The sequence below is a fragment of the Olsenella sp. An270 genome (genome assembly GCF_002159735.1).
Lineage (GTDB): Bacteria > Actinomycetota > Coriobacteriia > Coriobacteriales > Atopobiaceae > Thermophilibacter.
This window is the reverse complement of record NZ_NFJF01000001.1, coordinates 387,252-405,724: the sequence shown is the minus strand read 5'-3', so window position 1 is coordinate 405,724 and position 18,473 is coordinate 387,252. Positions and strand designations below refer to the sequence as shown.

At 67.6% G+C, this 18,473-nt stretch carries 15 protein-coding genes and 4 tRNA genes; 1 reads left to right on the top strand and 18 read right to left on the bottom strand.

What is annotated here, in order from left to right; translation table 11 throughout:
* Nucleotides 1–79: 79 nt before the first annotated feature.
* Together B5F73_RS01840 and B5F73_RS01835 are read right to left on the bottom strand one after the other, a co-directional pair.
* A complete protein-coding gene (locus tag B5F73_RS01840) occupies nt 80–1,573 on the bottom strand; it encodes a serine hydrolase (RefSeq protein ID WP_087225516.1) in 1,494 nt (497 codons plus the stop codon).
* A gap of 39 nt (nt 1,574–1,612) precedes the next feature.
* On the bottom strand, nt 1,613–2,692 hold the full coding sequence (locus B5F73_RS01835) for a dipeptide epimerase (protein ID WP_087225513.1): 1,080 nt from the start codon (nt 2,690–2,692) through the stop codon (nt 1,613–1,615).
* A 234-nt stretch (nt 2,693–2,926) separates the two neighbouring features.
* On the opposite strand from B5F73_RS01835, the gene B5F73_RS01830 reads away from it, so the two are divergent.
* The gene (locus B5F73_RS01830; protein WP_158094739.1) at nt 2,927–4,723 is read left to right on the top strand and encodes an acyltransferase family protein; all 1,797 of its coding nucleotides are present in this window, start codon (nt 2,927–2,929) and stop codon (nt 4,721–4,723) included.
* Here the strand turns inward: B5F73_RS01830 and pdxA are convergent.
* The 16 genes from pdxA to tsf form a co-directional block, all read right to left on the bottom strand.
* Entirely contained in the window at nt 4,710–5,774 is a 1,065-nt protein-coding gene (gene pdxA / locus B5F73_RS01825) for a 4-hydroxythreonine-4-phosphate dehydrogenase PdxA (protein ID WP_087225507.1), read from the bottom strand. The genes B5F73_RS01830 and pdxA overlap by 14 nt on opposite strands.
* Nucleotides 5,771–6,712 (bottom strand): acetamidase/formamidase family protein, encoded by a 942-nt coding sequence (locus B5F73_RS01820; RefSeq protein ID WP_158094738.1) that lies wholly within the window; start codon nt 6,710–6,712, stop codon nt 5,771–5,773. The genes pdxA and B5F73_RS01820 overlap by 4 nt, the downstream gene beginning before the upstream one ends.
* 67 nt (nt 6,713–6,779) lie before the next feature.
* Nucleotides 6,780–6,855: transfer RNA gene (locus B5F73_RS01815), tRNA-Ala, on the bottom strand.
* A 2-nt stretch (nt 6,856–6,857) separates the two neighbouring features.
* Nucleotides 6,858–6,932 (bottom strand) — tRNA-Val (locus B5F73_RS01810).
* Between the two features lie 442 nt (nt 6,933–7,374).
* Nucleotides 7,375–7,450: transfer RNA gene (locus B5F73_RS01805), tRNA-Ile, on the bottom strand.
* Between the two features lie 42 nt (nt 7,451–7,492).
* Nucleotides 7,493–7,568 (bottom strand) — tRNA-Ala (locus B5F73_RS01800).
* A gap of 62 nt (nt 7,569–7,630) precedes the next feature.
* A complete protein-coding gene (locus B5F73_RS01795; protein WP_087225501.1) occupies nt 7,631–8,671 on the bottom strand; it encodes an alpha-hydroxy-acid oxidizing protein in 1,041 nt (346 codons plus the stop codon).
* A gap of 59 nt (nt 8,672–8,730) precedes the next feature.
* Nucleotides 8,731–10,428, bottom strand: a complete 1,698-nt coding sequence (locus B5F73_RS01790; RefSeq protein WP_087225843.1) for a proline--tRNA ligase — start codon at nt 10,426–10,428, stop codon at nt 8,731–8,733.
* Nucleotides 10,429–10,767: 339 nt separating this feature from the next.
* The gene (gene ispG / locus B5F73_RS01785; RefSeq protein ID WP_204206233.1) at nt 10,768–11,847 is read right to left on the bottom strand and encodes a flavodoxin-dependent (E)-4-hydroxy-3-methylbut-2-enyl-diphosphate synthase; all 1,080 of its coding nucleotides are present in this window, start codon (nt 11,845–11,847) and stop codon (nt 10,768–10,770) included.
* A gap of 8 nt (nt 11,848–11,855) precedes the next feature.
* Nucleotides 11,856–13,223 carry a site-2 protease family protein gene (locus B5F73_RS01780; RefSeq protein ID WP_087225498.1) on the bottom strand — a complete coding sequence of 456 codons (1,368 nt, stop codon included), beginning with the start codon at nt 13,221–13,223 and terminating at the stop codon, nt 11,856–11,858.
* Nucleotides 13,220–14,419 (bottom strand): 1-deoxy-D-xylulose-5-phosphate reductoisomerase, encoded by a 1,200-nt coding sequence (dxr, locus tag B5F73_RS01775; RefSeq protein ID WP_087225495.1) that lies wholly within the window; start codon nt 14,417–14,419, stop codon nt 13,220–13,222. The genes B5F73_RS01780 and dxr overlap by 4 nt, the downstream gene beginning before the upstream one ends.
* A complete protein-coding gene (locus B5F73_RS01770) occupies nt 14,419–15,366 on the bottom strand; it encodes a phosphatidate cytidylyltransferase (protein WP_087225491.1) in 948 nt (315 codons plus the stop codon). Before B5F73_RS01770 ends, dxr begins: the two co-directional genes overlap by 1 nt.
* Nucleotides 15,363–16,148 (bottom strand): isoprenyl transferase, encoded by a 786-nt coding sequence (locus B5F73_RS01765; protein ID WP_087225489.1) that lies wholly within the window; start codon nt 16,146–16,148, stop codon nt 15,363–15,365. Before B5F73_RS01765 ends, B5F73_RS01770 begins: the two co-directional genes overlap by 4 nt.
* Nucleotides 16,148–16,693, bottom strand: a complete 546-nt coding sequence (gene frr / locus B5F73_RS01760; RefSeq protein WP_087225486.1) for a ribosome recycling factor — start codon at nt 16,691–16,693, stop codon at nt 16,148–16,150. Before frr ends, B5F73_RS01765 begins: the two co-directional genes overlap by 1 nt.
* A gap of 2 nt (nt 16,694–16,695) precedes the next feature.
* The gene (gene pyrH / locus B5F73_RS01755; RefSeq protein WP_087225483.1) at nt 16,696–17,418 is read right to left on the bottom strand and encodes a UMP kinase; all 723 of its coding nucleotides are present in this window, start codon (nt 17,416–17,418) and stop codon (nt 16,696–16,698) included.
* Nucleotides 17,419–17,578: 160 nt separating this feature from the next.
* Nucleotides 17,579–18,454, bottom strand: coding sequence for a translation elongation factor Ts (gene tsf / locus B5F73_RS01750; protein ID WP_087225480.1), 876 nt, complete (start codon nt 18,452–18,454; stop codon nt 17,579–17,581).
* Nucleotides 18,455–18,473: the final 19 nt, after the last annotated feature.

Genomic DNA, 18,473 nt, shown 5'->3' with positions numbered 1-18,473 from the left:
GTATAGGCGAGAAGGACGACAGGCAGAGGGCTGCCGAAAAGCCCCATCGGAATATCGCACGTGCGGCAGACGCGCGCGGCTAGTCCACGCGGCGGAAGCACACGAGGTCGCAGCCCGGCTCGGTGTGGAGCGGCATGGCCAGACCGTCGACCGAGCCGCCCGTCTCGGCCAGGTGGAAGTGGACAGGCATGCCGGGCGGAAGCTCCCCGAGGACGTCGTCGAGCACGAAGGTGTCGTAGTGGAAGTGGTCGAGAGGCAGGTGCCAGTGGTTGAACTCCAGGGCGAGCGCGCCGGCCTCGCACGTGACGCGGACCTGCTCATAGCCGGGCCTCGCGTAGGTGCCGACGTAGTCTGCGAGCGCATGCGAGGGCGCGGTGCCCAGGACCCGCTCGCCCCTGAGCCGCGCGGCCATCTGGGCCTCCTTCTCGCCCTTCTCGACGGCATGGTCGTGATAGCGCCTGATCCAGTCTCCCCCGCTCACGCCGAGGTAATGATCGAGCGCCTCGTGCGCGAGCGCAGCGTGCAGCAGGCTCCCGTTCATGTTGGTGAGGGCGACGACACCGAGGTCCTCGTCGGGGAGGAGCCCGACGAACGATGAGAAGCCGTCGATGTTGCCGCTGTGATGGACGAACCTGCGGCCACGGTAGGACTCGACGAACCAGCCCAGTCCGTAGCAGTGGAAGGCGGACTCGGCCTGCGGCATGTCCAGCGGGCGGTCGAGGATCATCTGCGGCGCGTGGAGCGTCGCGAGGGAGGCCGGCGAGAGGACGCCTGTGGGCACCGAGTCGTCACCGAGGTGGAGGCGAGCCCAGACGAGCAGGTCGTCGACACAGGAGCTGATGCAGCCGGCGGGTGCGAAGGGAGAGCCGACGCCGGCGGAGCGATCCTCGACGGAACTCCTGTAGTACGGAATGGGAACGCGCCCGTGGACGGGGTCGCGCCCGTCGGGACGCCCGTAGCCGACGGCATGGTTCTCGTCCGCGGCGAGCTCGTCGAGGTAGAGCCTGCTGCGACACATGCCGAGGGGCTCGAGGATGCGACGACTCACGAGTTCCTCGAAGGTCGTTCCGGTGAGGTGCTCGAGGACACGGCCGGCAAGCACGTAGCACTGGTTGTTGTACTGGAAGGTCGTGCGAATCGGGTGGTTTGGCTCAAGGAAGCGCAGGTTGTGGATGATGTCGTCGCGCGTGTAGTCGGTCCCGTACCAGGAGTACTCGTGGCGCGGGAGTCCCGTGCGATGGCACAGGAGGTCGCGCACGCTGACCGTTCGCGTGGCGTAATCGTCATAGAAGCGGACCTCCGGGACGTATTCCCTCACCGGGGTGTCCCAGTCGAGCACACCTTCCTCGACGAGCATCGCGGCGAGCGCGGCGGTGAACGCCTTCGTGCAGCTCGCGATCTGATAGAGGGTCTGGGAGTCGGCGGAGAGGCCCCGCTCGACGTCACGCAGGCCGAAGGCGCCCGAGAACACGGTCTCGCCACGATAGGTGACGCCGAGAGCGACCGACGGGCTCTCCCAGAGTTCGAGCCCACGCTCGGCCATGTCGCTGAGTTCGTCGAAGAAGCCTGCCATCACATGCCCCCGTCTCTTCCTGCGCTCGCGTCGCTGCGTCTAGAAGTCAAGCTCGATGCCGAGGCCGGGCTTGTCGAGCAGCCGGAACGTGCCGCCCTCACGCGTGAAGCCGCCCTCGATGCCGTCGTCGTCACCCACGAAGAAGGTGAAGCTGTCGCAGTCTGCCTCGACGACCGCACTCTTGGCGGCGACGAGGCTGATCCCGGCGGTGAGGCTGATCTTGTTTTCCATCATGCAGCCGACCATGCAGCCCACACCGGAGCGCTCCGCGACGTCGGCGATCTCAGCCCCGCCGAGCAGGCCTCCACACTTCATGAGTTTGATGTTGAAGAAGTCTGCGGCGTGCAGGGCCGCCGCGCGACGAGCGTCGTGTACGTCATGGATGGACTCGTCGAGCATGAGCTTGACCGACGTTGTGTTCCTGCGCATGAGCTCGGCAGCCCCGTCGAAGTCCCACCAGGGCAGGAACTGCTCGGCTGCGTCGACCCCGAGCGCCTCGAGCTCGACGAGCGCGGCGAGGGCGGTCTCGACGGTATAGCCCTGGTTGGCGTCGACGCGGATCCGGACGTCGTCACCCACGCTCGACCTGATGGCCGAGAGCGCCTCGAGGTCGTGCTCCAGGTCGAGCCCTATCTTGACCTTAAGGATGTCGAAGCCCATCTCGGACACGCAGCGCTTGGCCTCGCGTCGCATGTTCTCGGGCGTGTCGATGCCGACCGTTATGTCGTTCACCACGACGGGGTCGGACCCGCCCAGCAGTCTGTACAGAGGCACGCCGTGATACTTGCCGGCGATGTCGTGAAGCGCGAGGTCAAAGGCGCACTTGGCCGAACCGTTGCCGTGGATGCGGGCGTCCATGAGCACGTGTGCGCCCGCGATGTCGAGCGCGTCGGCGCCCATGAGCGCATCGGCGAGGTCTTTGAGCACCAGTCGGCAGGTGTCCATGGTCTCGCCCGTGACGAAGGGCAGCGGCGCCGCGGAGCCAAGGCCGTAGAGCCCCTCGTCGGTCTCGAGTCGCACCATCCAGCTGTCGGCGCTGTCCATCGTTCCGTAGGCGACGCGAAACGGCTGCTTGAGCGGGGCGGAGAACCTCTCGATCCTGACGTTGGTGATCCTCATCGTACGACCTCCTGCTCTCAACGGTTAGATGCATGGTAATACCAATGACGTCCGCGCGCGGCTCTATAATGGGCTGACTTGACACGACTTGAGAATGTGGTGGACACCTTGGATCATCGGATCGACCGTGCGAGACCCCAGCGTTCGTCGCGCCCGAGCTACAGGCCCAACCGCGGCTCCGTCGAGCCCCCTGCTCGTCGCGAGGCGAGCGGGGCCAGGGGACGTATCGGCGCCTTGGAGGGCATCCGCACCCTCTCCATCGTCGCCATCTTGCTCTACCACGCCGACCCCTCGTGGCTTCCCGGGGGCTTCTTCGGCGTCTCCGTCTTCTTCGTGCTCACCGGCTATCTCACGACGCTTTCGCTCGAACGCGAGCTCGAGCGCGACGGACGTCTCGACTACGCCCGGTTCATAGTCCGCCGCCTCGCCCGCCTCGTCCCGTCGGTCGTCGTGGCCGTGGGAGTGACGACCGTCCTCTGCGCGCTCTTCGCCCATCCCCTGCTCCCCAAGCTCAAGTCCGACGCGCTGAGCGCGCTCCTCTTCTTCGAGAACATCCACTACATCGTCAGCGACGTCCCCTACTTCGCGGCGGCGGGACTCCCCTCTCCCCTGACGCACCTGTGGTTCCTCGGCGTCACGATGCAGTTCTACCTCGTGTGGCCGCTCCTGCTCCTCCTGCTGCGTCGCGTCTGTCCCACGCGCCGGGCCCTTCTCGTCGCCGTGGGCGCCCTCGTGCTTGCCTCGGCCATCGAGATGGCCGTCCTCTACGACCCCTCGGACACCAGCCGCGTCTACTACGGGCTCGACACGCGCGCCGCCGAGCTCCTCGTGGGCGCCCTCTGCGCGCTCGCAACCGAGGGCGCGGGTTGGCAGCTCGCCAGGTCGACACATGACGGCAAGGAGCGCTTCCCGCTCCCCGGCTGGTGCTACGAGGTCGCCGGCGTCGCCGCGCTCGCGCTGCTCGTGGTCATGACGTTTGCGATCGACGGGTTCTCGCCGCTCACCTACTACGGTGGGACGCTCGTCGCCGCCCTTCTCGCCGCCGTGCTCGTGGGCGTCGTCTGTCGCGGCGGAGTGCTCGGCAGCGTCCTTGGCGCCCCGCCGCTCGTCGCCGCTGGCGCCGTGTCCTTCTCGCTCTATCTCTGGCACTACCCGCTGCTTCTCGTGATGAACCCCGCCACGCGGACCACCGAGCTTCCCTGGTGGGGATGGGTGCTCGAGTTTGCCCTCATCGCCGTTGTGAGCGTCGCCTCGTACGTCTTCGTAGAGCGCGGCGAGGGAAGGCCGTGGCTCCTCGGCCAGAGCAGGGTGCGCGTCGCGCTCTACGCCGTCACTGCCGTCGCGCTTCTCGTGCTCGCCGTCGCTCCCATCGAGTCTGCCCAGACCGGGGTCCCGGTGGGCCAGCAGGCGGAGAGCTCCCAGGAGGTCGTCGACCAGCAGGACGCCGAGGGGTCAGACGACAAGGACGAGTCCGAGAAGGGCGAGGAGGAAGACACCGAGAAGGACGAGGTCGTCGTGCCCGATCCGTCCGACTACACGGTCGACCCGGAGACCGGCGTCACCGACGCGGAGGTCCTGCTCGTCGGCGACTCCGTCTCCCTCGGCGCGCAGGAGCGCTTCAACGAGATATTCCCCAACGGATGGATGGACTCGGCGATAAGCCGCCAGGTGAGCGTTGGCATCGACGTCTACCGTGCCTGCTCGGTCACCGGGCACGACGCGCCCGTCGTCATCTTCGCGCTCGGCAGCAACGGCCCGGCGTCCGAGTCGGACGTGCGCGCACTCATAGACGCCTGTGGGTCCGAGCGGCGCGTCCTTCTCGTCAACACGCGCGTCCCGGGGGCGCAGCAGGACTACAACAACTCGCTCTACGCGCAGATGGCCTCCGAGTACGACAACGTCGAGGTCGTGGACTGGTACGCCGCAAGCGCGGGTCACGACGAGTACTTCTGGGACGACGGGACGCACCTCAGGCCCGAGGGCGCCGACGCCTACGTGACCATGCTCCGCCAGGCCGTCACCGGACGCTAGGCCGCCCGAAGGACAGGCGGATCGCGTAGTCGATGGCGTTGACGAGCGAACGCTCGCTCGACTCTCCGGTCCCGGCCAGCGCGAACCCCGTCCCGTGGTCGACGGACGTGCGGATGATCGGGAGCCCGAGCGTGACGTTCACGCCCTCGACGGCGTCCCATGCGCCCTGCTTGCGGTCAAAGCGGAACCCGAGCATCTTGGTGGGTATGTGCCCCTGGTCGTGGTACATGCAGACGACGATGTCGTACCAGCCGCCGTTCATCTCGGGGAAGACACTGTCAGGCGGGAGGGGCCCGCGGGCGTCGATCCCCTCGGAGCGCGCGGCCTCGATCGCGGGGATGATCTCCTCGATCTCCTCGGTTCCGAAGAGGCCGCTCTCCCCTGCGTGCGGGTTGAGGCCGGCAACGGCGACGCGAGGTCGTTCGATGCCGAGGTCGCGGCAGGCCCGCCACGCGAGACGGATCACCTCGAGCACGCGGGGCATGCGCACGCGCTCGCACGCCTCCCTGAGGGAGCAGTGCGTGGACACGTGCGCGACGCGAAAGTCGTGATGGCAGAGCATCATGGCGTAGCTGGCGGTGTGCGTGTAGTGGGCGTAGATCTCTGTGTGGCCGTCGAAGTGCATGCCGCGCGGGCTGAGGGCGAGGTTGAGCGCCTCCTTGTTGAGTGCGTTGGTGACCGTCGCGTCGACCTCGCCGGCGAGCGCGAGCTCGATGGTCGTCCGCACGCTCTCGAAGGCGGCCCAGCCTGCCTCCGCAGAGACGCAGCCCAGCGGGAGCGCAGCGACGTCCGGCACGAGCGCGAGGTCGAGCACGTCGATGACGCCGGGGACAAAGCTCGCGTCGGACACCTCGGAGACGGCGTTGACCCTGATCTCCGGGTGGCTCACGTAGCCCCGCGCACGGTCTATCACGCCCGCGTCTCCCACGACGACAGGTCGGCACCGGTCATAGAGCGCCGCGTCGGAGAGGGCCTTGACGCAGAGCTCGGGGCCGTTCCCGGCCGGGTCGCCCATCGTGATCGCAACGACGGGCCGCTCCTCTCGGCTCATGACCGCTCCTCTCCCGAGCGCGCCACGCTGCCCTCGGGCACGAGGAAGCGCTTCTCGACCTTGCAGACGTAGGGGCTGAAGGGGCCGTCGTCGCCGTGCAGCATGGTGCAACGCGCCTCGAGCACCTGGCCGAGCAGGAGGTAGGCCTCCTTGGGGTCGAAGCCGTAGTCCTCGACCATCCACCAGATGAGCTCGCGACACGCGGCGCAGAACGAGTCCTTCATCCGGTCGAGGTTCGCGATCGTCATGATGTGGGTGTCGTTCTCGGCGCGAAGCCAGCCGTGCGACGCGTACCCGGGTCTCAGGGAGAGCCTGAGCGTCACCGTGGCCGCGCACTCGATGGCGCCTCCGTGGGGGATCTCGCCGTCGCCCATGATGGCGTGGCAGTCCCCCACGTGCAGCAGCGCGCCCTCGACCTCGACCGGCAGGTAGAGCGTCGTCCCGGGGCAGATCTCCTGGACGTCCATGTTGCCGCCGTTGCGATAGGCGTAGCGGTTCGTCTGCGGCTCCCCCGCCGGCGCCGTGGCGATCGTGCCGATCATGGGGCGCACGGGCAGGCTGAGGCCGTCGCTCCAGAGAACCCGCCCGTCCTCGATGCGCACCGTCTTGGTGACGACGTCCCAGTCGTTCTCCCAGATGAGCTGCGAGAGCGGGTTTCTCCAGCCGGCGAAGCCGGTATAGCCGAGCGGTCCGGGGACCACGTCGAGCACCTCGACGACGAGGGTGTCCCCGGGACGCGCCCCCTCCACGGCCACGACGGTCGTCAGGTTGGGTCCGCGGCTCTTGCTGGGGTCCCAGAGGTCCTCGATGCCGTTGAGCCAGTCCCCGCCGTTGAGCTGAGTCTCGATCTCGACCACGCTGCCCGGGGCGACCGTGGCCGCAGGCTCGTGCGCCGCGTCGAGGGTGTTGTAGACGCGCTCCTTGCCGACATGGATCATAGGCGGTCTCCCCCGTCTCAAACGAAACGGGCCGTCGGGCATGAGAACCCGACGGCCCGTGAGCGTCTGGTGGAGATAAGGGGGTTCGAACCCCTGACCTCGTGACTGCCAGTCACGCGCTCTCCCAACTGAGCTATATCCCCGCTGGTGGGCGATGCTGGATTCGAACCAGCGACCCCTTCCGTGTGAAGGAAGTGCTCTACCCCTGAGCCAATCGCCCGTGCGGGGTACATCCTATCAGAACTCGGCGCGGAAGGCACGAGAAAATCCAAATCGCTCATCCAATTCGCCGACGCACCACCTTTAGCCTACATTTGCGCTGCGTATTCGACGTCGTCACGTACGCACTCCAGGAAGTCGCGCCCTTGTCCTGACAGCCTCCAGAAACTACGGCCCTTGTCCTTCTCGCTTCTAGAAATTCGCGCCTTTGTCACTCATGCCTCTAGAAATTCAAGGGGTTGTCCTTGTTGTAGGGCGCCTGGACGGACAACCACTCAATTCTTTAGAAAAGCACGGGACAAGGGCGTCGATTCTTAGAGGCCCTAGCGACAAGAGCGCCAATTCCTAGACGCTCGCGTGATAAGACCGGCAATTCTCGGATATGCCCGGGCCGATACGACGACGGCCCGGACGCCGTGCGGGCATCCGGGCCGGAGACAATCTGGTGGGCCCAGCAGGATTCGAACCTGCAACCCAGGGATTATGAGTCCCCTGCGCTAACCGTTGCGCCATGAGCCCGTATGAAAAAGGCGGCGACCGAAGCCGCCGCCCTCATTTACGTGGTGGAGATAAGGGGGTTCGAACCCCTGACCTCGTGACTGCCAGTCACGCGCTCTCCCAACTGAGCTATATCCCCGCGTTGGTGCGTAAGCAACTATACCAGACCTCGCGGCAGGGTCAACAAGTTTTTTGAGAACCTCACCGATCGCCGCAGGGAGCCCAGAGCGCCTCGCGAGAGATGTCGCGCAGAGACGGCGTCCCACACATCTCCATCGCGTCGGCGAGCTCGGAGCGGAGCTGCCCCAGATAGTCCCTGACGCCACGCTCTCCCCCGCCGAAGGCGGAGACCACGAACGGTCGGCACACCAGGCAGGCGCGGGCTCCGAGGGCGATCGCGCGAAACACGTCGAGCCCGCTCCTGATGCCTCCGTCAACGAGGACCTCAACCTCGTCCCCTACGGCCGAGACGATGTCAGGGAGCACCTCAGCGGTCGCCGGGGTGCCGTCCAGGACGCGGCCGCCGTGGTTGGAGACCACGATTGCGTCGACGCCCGCCTCGGCGGCCCTGGCGGCCGCTCGCGGCGTCATCACGCCCTTGAGGACAAAGGGCACGTTGCGCTCGTGACAGCGGGAGACGATCTCTGCGACCTCGGCGGCAGACTTTGCCCCCGCCGGCGGCTCCTGGCCGCGCAAAAACGGTAGGCCCGCAGCGTCGATGTCCATGGCGACGGCCGCCGGGGACGCCTCGAGCGCCTGGTCGAGCTTGGCGTCCAGGGTCGCCGCGTCCCAGGGCTTCACCGTGGGCAAGCCGCGCCCGCCCAGGCTTGCGATGAGGTCGCAGGCCTCGGTCATGATGGAAGCGTCGAGGCCGTCGCCCGTCCACGCGAGCGTGCCCTCCCCCGCCGCCGCCTCCAGCACGCAGCGGTTGTAGGTCACGGTGTCGTATCTCTCGCCATAGTGGCGCTGGACGTCGCCGACCGGGCCGACCATCACGGGTACGGAGAGCTCGCACCCGAGCACCGTCGCGCGCGTATCTGCCGAGAAGGGCCCGTGCAGGGTGTCCATGTTCACGCGGAGGTTCTGCCATGCCTCCCAGTTGCCGTGCGCCACGCGACCCACGCCCTTGTCGCCCGGGCCGGGCATCACGCCGGCGCACGCGCGCCCGTCGCAGACGGGACACGCCTTGCAGAAGGGCCCGATGTTGCCGCGTGCGGCTCGGGCCAGCTCCTCGTAGCTCATGATCGTTCCTCTCGACAGAAAGGTGCCCCGGCGTGGAGACCGGGGCACGTGGGGTCGGACTAGGCGCGGGCGGGGACGATGCGCTCGGTAAGCCAGGAGACGAGCTCGTCCATCGGGACGTCGAAGCGCTCGCCGGTCTCGCGAACCTTGACCTCGGCCATGCCGTTCGCGACGCCGCGCTTGCCCAGGATCACCTGGTACGGGATGCCAATGAGGTCGGCGTCGGCAAACTTGACGCCCGGACGCTCCTTGCGGTCGTCGAGAAGGACCTCGAGGTCGGCCGCGCTGAGCTCGTCCACGACCTTCTCGGCGACCGGCGTGACCACGTCGTCGTTCACGGCGAGCGGAACGACCTCGACCTCGTAGGGGGCCACGCAGACGGGCCAGGAGATGCCGTGCTCGTCGTTGTGCTGCTCCACAACCGCAGCCAGCGTGCGGGAGACGCCGATGCCGTAGCAGCCCATGAGGAACGGCCGCTCGACGCCGTCCTCGTCGGCGAAGGTGGCGCCCATGGACTCGGAGTACTTGGTGCCGAGCTGGAAGACCTGGGAGATCTCGATGCCGCGCGCGCTCTTGAGGGCCGCCCCGCAGTGCGGGCAGGGGTCGCCCTCGTGGACGCTCACGAGGTCGGCCCACTCGTCGACCTCAAAGTCGCGGCCAGGACGGGCGCCGGTGAAGTGGTAGTCGACCTCGTTGGCGCCGCAGGTCCAGCTCTGGCTCTCGCGCAGGGACTCGTCGCAGACCAGGCGCACCCCCTCGGGCAGGCCTACGGGGCCGATGAAGCCCTTGTGCAGGCCGGCCAGCTCGAGCTCCTCGTCGCTCATGAGGTGATAGGCGCCAAAGAGCTTGCCCGCCTTGATCTCGTTGAGCTCGTGGTCGCCGGGGACGATGGCAACGACGTTGGTGCCGTCCCCGGCCACGAGAGCGAGCGACTTGCGCGTCCCGTTCTCGGGGAAGCCAAAGAAGTCGGCCACGGCCTCGATGGAGCCAAGGCCGGGGGTGTGGACCTTCGTGAGCGTCCCGTCGCCGGGGCCCTCGGTCACGGGGACCTTCGTGGCGGCCGCCTCGACGTCGGCGGCAAAGCCGCAGTCGCACCAGACGAGCTCGGCCTCGCCGGAGTCGGCGAGCGCCATGAACTCAACGGAGGTGTCGCCGCCGATCTGGCCGGAGTCGGCCACGACGGGCAGCGCGTAGATGCCGCAGCGCTCGGCGATGCGCGCGTAGGCAGCCTTCTCCTGCTCGTAGCACTCCTGGAGCGACTCCTGCGTGGCGGAGAAGCTGTAGGCGTCCTTCATGATGAACTCGCGGCCGCGCATGAGGCCAAAGCGGGGGCGCATCTCGTCGCGGAACTTGTCCTGGATCTGGTAGAGCGTGCAGGGGAGCTGCTTGTAGGAACGCAGCTCGTTCTTCACGAGGTCCGTGAACGTCTCCTCGTGCGTGGGGCCCAGGGCAAACTCGCGGCCGTGACGGTCGGAGATGCGCATGAGCTCGGGGCCGTAGGCGTCCCAGCGGCCCGACTCGTGCCAGAGCTCGGCGGGCGTGAGGACGGGCACCATCATCTCCTGGGCGCCGATGGCCTCCATCTCGTCGCGGATCACGGCCTCGATCTTGTTGATCGAGCGCCAGGCGAGCGGCAGGTAGCTGTAGAGGCCGGCGGCGGTCTTGCGAATCATGCCGGCCCGCAGCAGCAGGCGGTGGCTCGCGAGCTCCGCCTCGGCGGGGTCCTCCTTGAGCGTGGGGGCGTAGAGCCGGGACATCTTCTGATAGCGCTTCACGTGCGGTTCCCTTCTGTCCAACATGCAACGCTCATGATTCTACGACAATACGGCGTTCTTCTCGTCCCACCATCTCGACGGGCACGTCCTTCTCGGCCGCTCTTGCCACCCGGTCCCCCTTGCCCCTCTCCGCGAGTGTACGAGTTTCCGTCTCATGGCTTGAATTCAGTCAAACGTGGATGTGCATTTGCCCAGTTGACCTATGCACGTATGCTCACACGCTCAAGCGTATGAGTTCAAACTCGTACACTCGATGGAGCGATGGGCGAGAAGGACCGCGCAGGCGGGCGAGAAGGACCGCGCAGTGGCGGCAGAACTCTGCTACGAGAAGCGACGCTCGATCTCGGCGAAGAGCTCGTCGACGGCGTCGGCCTCGTCGACGGTTCGGATCTTCTCGCCGGACGCGAAGAGGACCGCCTTGCCGCGGCCGCCGGCGAGCCCGATGTCGGCGCCCCTTGCCTCGCCCGGCCCGTTCACCACGCAGCCCATGACGGCCACCGTGATGGGAGAGCGGACGCCGCTCAGGCGACGCTCGACCTCGGAGGCGACGCCCATGAGGTCCCACTGGCAGCGACCGCAGGTGGGGCAGCTCACAAGCTCCGGCCGAAGCTGGCGCAGGCCGACGGCGGAGAGCAGGTCCCACGCGACGTTGACCTCCTCCACCGGGTCGGCGGTGAGCGAGAGCCTGATCGTGTCCCCGATGCCCTCCATGAGGAGCGCACCGACGGCGGCCGCGTTCTTGACGGTGCCCTGGCGCGCCGTCCCGGCCTCGGTGACGCCGATGTGCAGCGGGACCTCGGGCAGCTCGCGCGACAGCGCGCGGTTCACCTCGACGGTCGTGGGAACGCCGTGCGCCTTCGCGGAGAGCACCATGTCGTCGAAGCCGCGGTCGCGGAAGTGCGCGACGAAGGACGTGGCGGAGCCCACGAGCTTCTCGACGAACGTGAGGTCCTCGCGCTCGGCGAACGCGGGGTCGAGCGAGCCGGCGTTGACGCCGATGCGAATGGGGATCCCGGCGGCGCCGGCCTCGTCGATGACAGCGTCGACCTTGTCCCAGCTGCCGATGTTGCCGGGGTTGACGCGCAGGGCGGCGGCCCCGCGGCGGCATGCCTCGATGGCGAGCGTGTGGTCGAAGTGGATGTCCGCGACGACGGGGAGCGGCGAGGCGGCGCAGATCTCACGGAAGCCGTCGAGCGCCGCGGCACCGGGGATCGCCACGCGGATGATCTCGCAGCCCGCGTCGGCGAGCTCGCGGATCTGTGCGAGGGTGGCCGTGGGGTCGGCGGTGTCGGTCGTGCACATGGACTGGACGGAGACGGGGGCTCCCCCACCGACCTTGACGCCGCCGACGCTCACCCGGTGGGTGAGCTCACGCGGGAGTCGGGCATCGATTTTGCTCATGGGCACTCCTAACCGAGGAAGATGCGGACGACGTCGTTCTTCAGCACGACGACGAACACAAACAGGACGAACGCGAGGCCCACGTAACTCAGGGCCGCAACGGCGCGGGGCGGCAGGGGCCGGCGGATGACGGCCTGCACGACCTCGATGAGTATCTTCCCCCCGTCGAAGGGCGGTATGGGCAGGAGGTTCATGAGGCCGAGCGAGAGGGAAATCGCGGCGACAACAACCGCGAGGTCGTAGACGCCGGCCGAGGCGGCCGAGGAGGCCATCACGGCGATGCCGACGACGGAGGACGACTGGTCGAGAACCTCCATCGTGTGCTGCGGCTGGAGGAGGCGCGAGATCGCGACGGCGACCTGTCGGACGTAGTCGAGGGTGAATGAGGAGGCCTCGACGAGGTCGGGGTGGTAGGTCTCCACCGTCGCCGTGACGCCCACGAGGTCCGTGGGCTCCCCGTCGGGCAGGTCGACGGTCACGGTGCGCTCGCTCCCGTCGCGCACGAAGGTGACGTCGAAGTCCCGCCCCTCGGCGAGCGGGGCCGCGAGCGCCTCGACTATCCCCTCCCAGGAGTCGACGTCCGTGCCGTCGACCACGGTGAGCTCGTCGCCGGCCTCGAGACCGGCGACCGCGGCGGGAGAGCCGGCCTCCACCGAGCCGAGGACGTTGACGTTGGAGACGTAGTCGACGCCGCGGATCATGAGGGCCGCGGTGACGACGAGGAAGGCAAAGACCACGTTCACGACGGGGCCGGCGGCGAGCATCGCGAGGCGCTTGGGGAAGCTCGCCCCCTCGTACGTCCTGCCACGCTCCATGGCGAGAAACTCCTCGGGCGGAAGCCCGGTCTCGCGGGGCTCCCCGGCCGCCGTCGAGCCGGCCTGCGTGAAGTCGTGGCCGCGGTCGTACTCGGTCAGCAGGTTCGCGTCACGGGCGACGCTCAGGTAGACGTCGGGGTACGAGGCCTTGTCGTCATGGTCCCCGGGCTGGACGCTCGCCCACTCGCAGAGGCCTTCGAGCAGGCCGTAGGCGCGGTCGAGGTCGATGCCGAGCTCGTCGGCGAGCTCCTGCGCCGTGATGCGCCCCCGCTTGGTGACGAGGTCCAGCGCGGGCGCGAGGAGCTCGTCTCGCATGCCCTCCATGCCGCAGATGCGGGTGTAGCCGCCCAGGAGCACGGGGGTGACGCCAAACTCGGTGCCGACCTTACGGCTCTTGAACGAGAGCTTGAAGCGGCAGGGAAAGCCAAGGAAGAGCTCGGTCGCACGCACGTTCAGCAGACGCGAGACGAGGTAGTGACCCGCCTCGTGGATGAAGACGAGAAAGGAGAGGACGAGGACGCCCCAGAAGACGGTCCAGACGACGCCGAGCGCTTCGCTCACCTGCTGACCTCCGAGAGAACGGCCGCGGCGCGCGCCCGGGCGCGCGCGTCGACCTCGTCGAGCTGCTCGAGAGTCTCTACCCGCTCGACCTCGGTCTCATCCATGACACGCGAGACGACGCGCTCGATGTCGAGGAACCCGCACAAACCTTGGCAGAAGGCGGCGTTTGCGACCTCGTTGGCGGCGTTCATCGCGCACGGGAGCGTGCCGCCCCGACGTCCTGCCTCGCGGGCGAGCGCAAGGCACCCAAAGGTCCCCTCGTCAGGCTCGTCGAAGGTCAGGGGACCGCACTCCCACCAGTTGACGGCCTCGGCGCTCGCCTCCCAGCGCTCGGGGAAGCTGAGCGCGTACTGGATGGGGCCGCGCATGTCGGAGGCGCCGAGCTGGGCCTTGACCATGCCGTCGGCGAACTCGACCATGGAGTGGATCTTGCTCTGACGGTGGACGAGCACGCAGATGTCGTCGACGTCGACCCCGTAGAGGTGATGGGTCTCGATGAGTTCCAGGCCCTTGTTCATGAGCGTGGCGCTGTCGATCGTGATCTTGGCGCCCATGGACCAGGTGGGGTGCGCGAGCGCGTCGGAGAGCGTCACCGACGCGAGCTCGTCGCGCGTGCGCCCGTAGAAGGGGCCGCCAGAGCAGGTCAGCCAGATCCTGCGCAGGTCATGGCCCCTCTCCCCCATCAGGCACTGGAATATGGCGCTGTGCTCGGAGTCGACGGGGATGAGGCGCCCCGGGCGCACGAGGGGCATAAGCAGGTCGCCGCCGCAGACGATCGACTCCTTGTTCGCGTAGGCAAGCACCTTGTCGGCGAGAAGGGCGGCGTAGCCGGCGTGGATGCCGGCAAAGCCCACGAGCGCGTTGACGACGACGTCCACCTCGGGCAGCGTGGCGAGCTCGGTCACAGCCTCGGCGCCGGCCCCGACGACGCACGCGTCCGGAAGCTCGTCGAGGCAGGCGTCGCGGGCGTGATCGGGGTCGGAGACCGCAACGTGCGTCGCACCAAACTCCCTCGCAGCAGAAACGAGGGCTTCGGTGGACGAGTCGGCGGAGAGGGCGACGACGCTCACGCGGTCGCGATGGCGACGGCACACGTCGAGGGTCTGTGACCCGATCGAGCCGGTGCAGCCGAGCACCGCGACGCGGAGCGTCTCTCCCGAGCGGTGCTCGGTTTCGGGAGGCTGGGGAACGATCATCACAGGACGCCTCCAAGGACGAGAAGGAAGAGGGCGGCCGTGCTCCCGAAGAGCATCGAGTCGGAGCGGTCGAGCAGCCCGCCGTGGCCGGGAATGACGTTGCCGGAGTCCTTGACGCCGGCGCCGCGCTTGAGACGGGACTCGAAGAGGTCGCCCACCACGCCCACCACGCCCACGACGAGGCCGAAGAGCGCGACGACGGGAAGCGGCAGCGAGGTGAGGACGAAGATGCCGAGAAGCACCCAGACGAGCACGGAACCGACGAGGCCACCGACGAACCCCTCGACGCTCTTGTTGGGTGAGATGCGAGGGGCGAGCTTGTGCGAGCCGATCGCCGACCCCACGAAGTAGGCGAAGGCGTCGTTAGCCCAGATGGAGAGCATGACGCCGAGGGTGACCAGCGCGCCGGTCATCCCGGGGTCGATGCAGCGGGTCAGGATGACGCTCGAGAACGCGAGCGACGTGTAGAGCGGCCCGAACGCCGTGACGGCGACGTCGGCCACGTTGGCGCGGGGCGCGAAGACGTACCAGCACGCGCAGGCTGCGAGCAAGAGCAGGACGGCGAGCGCGCATGCGACGATGCCGGAGAGGTAGGCGGCCGCCGGGAAGAGGAGCGCGAAGACGAGCCCGAGGGACTCGTTGGGCATACGGCCGCCCATGCGACAGATGCGGAAGAACTCGGAGCAGCACAGCCAGGACTCGGCGGCGACGAGCAGGGCCGTCGTGAGAGGCCCAAAGAAGACGCACGCGAGCGTGACGACGGCATAGATGGCACCCGAGGTCGTGCGCGTGAGCAGGCGCTCTGCGGAGCTCCTCGCCTTCTGGCCCCGCAGCCCGCCAGCGGCGCGCGCCTCCTCCCTCGATGCCCTGTGACCCTCGAGGAGGGCAATCTGCCGCTTGAGCCAACCGCCCTCGGCGCCCCCTTCGGATTTCCTTACCTGGCTCACGAGCGAACCACTCCCCCGAAGCGACGTGAGCGCCCCTGGAAGGCGACGACCGCGCGGAGGTAGTCCCAGCGGTCGAAGTCGGGCCAGAGGGTGTCCGTCACATAGAACTCGGTGTAGGCAAGCTGCCAGAGGAGGTAGTTGGAGAGCCTGAGCTCACCGGACGTCCTGATGAGGAGGTCGGGGTCCGGGAGCCCGGCGGTATAGAGGCGGTCCGAGACGACGCCCTCGTCAACATCGGAGGCGTCGAGGCGGCCCTCGAGCACGTCAAGGGCGATCGAGCGGGCCGCGCGGGCGATCTCAGCGCGCGAGCCGTAGTTCACAGCGAGGGCGAAGACCATGCCGGTGTGGTCGGCGGTCTCGTCGAGGCCGCGCTGGAAGACGACGCGCGTGCGCTCAGGAAGCGCCTCGAGGTCGCCGAGGAAGCGCAGCCTGACGTTCTCCTGGTGAAAGAGCGGCAGCTCGTTGACAAGCGTCGTGGCAAACAGGTGCATGAGAAGGTCGACCTCGCGCTGGGGCCTGCGCCAGTTCTCGGTCGAGAAGGCGTAGACGGAGAACACGTCGAGGCCAAGGCGGACGCTCGTCGTGACCGCCTCGCGCAGCGCGTCGACGCCGGCGACGTGGCCCTTGGAGCGGTCCAGGCCCCTCGCGGTGGCCCATCGCCCGTTGCCGTCCATGATGATGGAGACGTGACGCGGAACGCGCTCGAGGTCGAGCTCGTCAAGCGAGACGTCCCCGGGAGCCTCGGAATAGTACTCCCTGAGCTTTTGGATGTCGGGAAGCACTAGATCTCCATGACCTCGGCGCTCTTGGCCTTGAGCATGTCCTCGATCTTGGCGACGTAGGAGTCGGTGATCTTCTGCACGGCCTTCTTCTCGCGGGACTGCTCGTCGTCGGAGAGCTCCTCGTCGCGCTCGATCTTGCCGTTGACGTCGCGGCGGACGTTGCGGACGGAGACGCGGGCCTCCTCAGCGAGCTCCTTGCACTCCTTGACGAGCTCCTTGCGGCGCTCCTCCGTGGGCTTGGGGAACGGGAGGCGGATCGACGTGCCGTCGTTGGACGGGGTAATCCCAAGGTCGGAGCTCTCGATGGCTTTCTCGATGGCGCGCAGGGCGCTCTTGTCCCAGGGCTCGACGACGAGCATCGAGGCCTCGGGCACCTTGATGCCGGCGAGCTGGGTGATGGGCGTGGGCTGCCCGTAGTAGTCGACCATGATGGGCGCCAGGATCTGGGCGTTGGCACGGCCGGTGCGGACGCGCGCGAAGTTGGCCTTCAGCGCGTCGATGCACTTGCCCATGTTCTTCTCGGCGCGCTCGGTGTACTGGCTCATGTCTAGTCCTCCTCGACGACGGTGGTGCCGACGGTCTCGCCCTGAACGGCGCTCAGGAAGACACCGGGCTGCTTGATGTCAAAGACCATGATGGGCATGTGGTTGTCATGGCAGAGGGCGGTGGCGGTGGCGTCCATCACCTTGAGGTCGCGGTTGAGGACCTCGCGGTAGGAGATGGTGTCGAAGCGCCTTGCGTCGGGGTTCTTCCGGGGGTCGTCGTCGTAGATGCCGTCGACGTTGGTGGCCTTCATGAGGACCTCGGCGCCGATCTCGCAGGCGCGCAGCGCGGCCGCAGTGTCGGTAGTGAAGTAAGGGTTGCCGGTGCCGGCGGCATAGATCGTGACGCGGCCCTTCTCGAGGTGGCGGATGGCGCGGCGACGGATGTAGGGCTCCGCGATCTGGCGCATCTCGATCGCGCTCATGACGCGGCAGTCCATGCCGTTGCGCTCGAAGCAGTCCTGGAGGGCGAGCGAGTTGATAACGGTGGCGAGCATGCCCATGTTGTCACCCTGTGCGCGGTCCATGCCGGCGGCCGCGCCGGTGAGGCCGCGGAAGATGTTGCCGCCGCCCACGACGATGGCGACCTGCACGCCGGCCTCCCAGACCGGCTTGATCTCCTCGGCCAGCCGCTGCGGGACGGCGGGGTCGATGCCGTAGTCCTGGTCGCCCATGAGGGCCTCGCCCGAGAGCTTGAGCAGCACGCGCTTGTACTTGACGTCAGACACTGTGTCTCGCTTTCCTCGCTTCCCCGTGACGGGGCATGTGATGACTTCAGTTGATTCTAGCAGAGCGAGAAGGGCGCTCCGACATGCCGCGACCTTCTTCATACATGAACGGGGCCGACGACACTGTCGCCGGCCCCGTGTGATGCTCTGAAGCGCTTCGCTACTCGGCGTCGCCGAAGGTGTAGCGGACGAAGCTCATGACCTCGATGGTGTCGTCGACGTCCTTGGAGACGTTCTTGGCGAGCTGGGAGATCGTGAGGGAGCTGTCCTTGACGAACTCCTGCTCGGTGAGGACGCTCTCCTTGAAGTACTTCTCGAGACGACCCTGGGCCATCTTCTCCTGGATGGCCTCAGGCTTGCCGGACTCGGCGGCCTGAGCCTTGTAGATGGCCAGCTCGTGCTCGATGACGTCGGCGGGGACGTCATCACGGCGGGCGGAGACGGGCGCGGCGGCAGCGACCTGCATGGCGACGTCGTGCGCGAAGGTCTTGAACTGCTCGTTGGCGGCAGTCTCGGCCTTGCCGAGCTTGAAGGTCACGATGTCGGCGAGCTTGCCGCCCAGGTGGACGTAGCTGCCGAGGGCGCCGTCCTCAGCGGTGACGCGCTGGAAGCGGGCGACCTTCATGTTCTCGCCGATGACGTGGATCATCTCGGTGAGCTCGGCGTCGACCGTGGACTCGCCCATGGCGCAGGCCTTGAGGGCGTCGACGTCTGCGGGGTCGTTCTCAGCGACGATCTTGGCGAGGTCGAGGGCAAAGCCGGTGAACTTGGGGTTGGTGCCCACGAAGTCGGTCTCGCAGGTAAGCTCGAGCAGGGCGCCGAGCTTGCCGTCCTCGGAGACATAGGCGGCGATGGTGCCCTCGTTGGTGTCGCGGCCGGCACGCTTGACGGCCTTGGCGATGCCCATCGTACGGAGGATGTCGACGGCCTTGTCAATGTCGCCGTCAGCCTCGACGAGGGCCTTCTTGCACTCCATCATCGGGGAGTCGGTCATCTCGCGGAGCTGCTTGACGAGGGCGGCGGTAACCTGAGCCATGGTTTTCTCCTATCTGGAA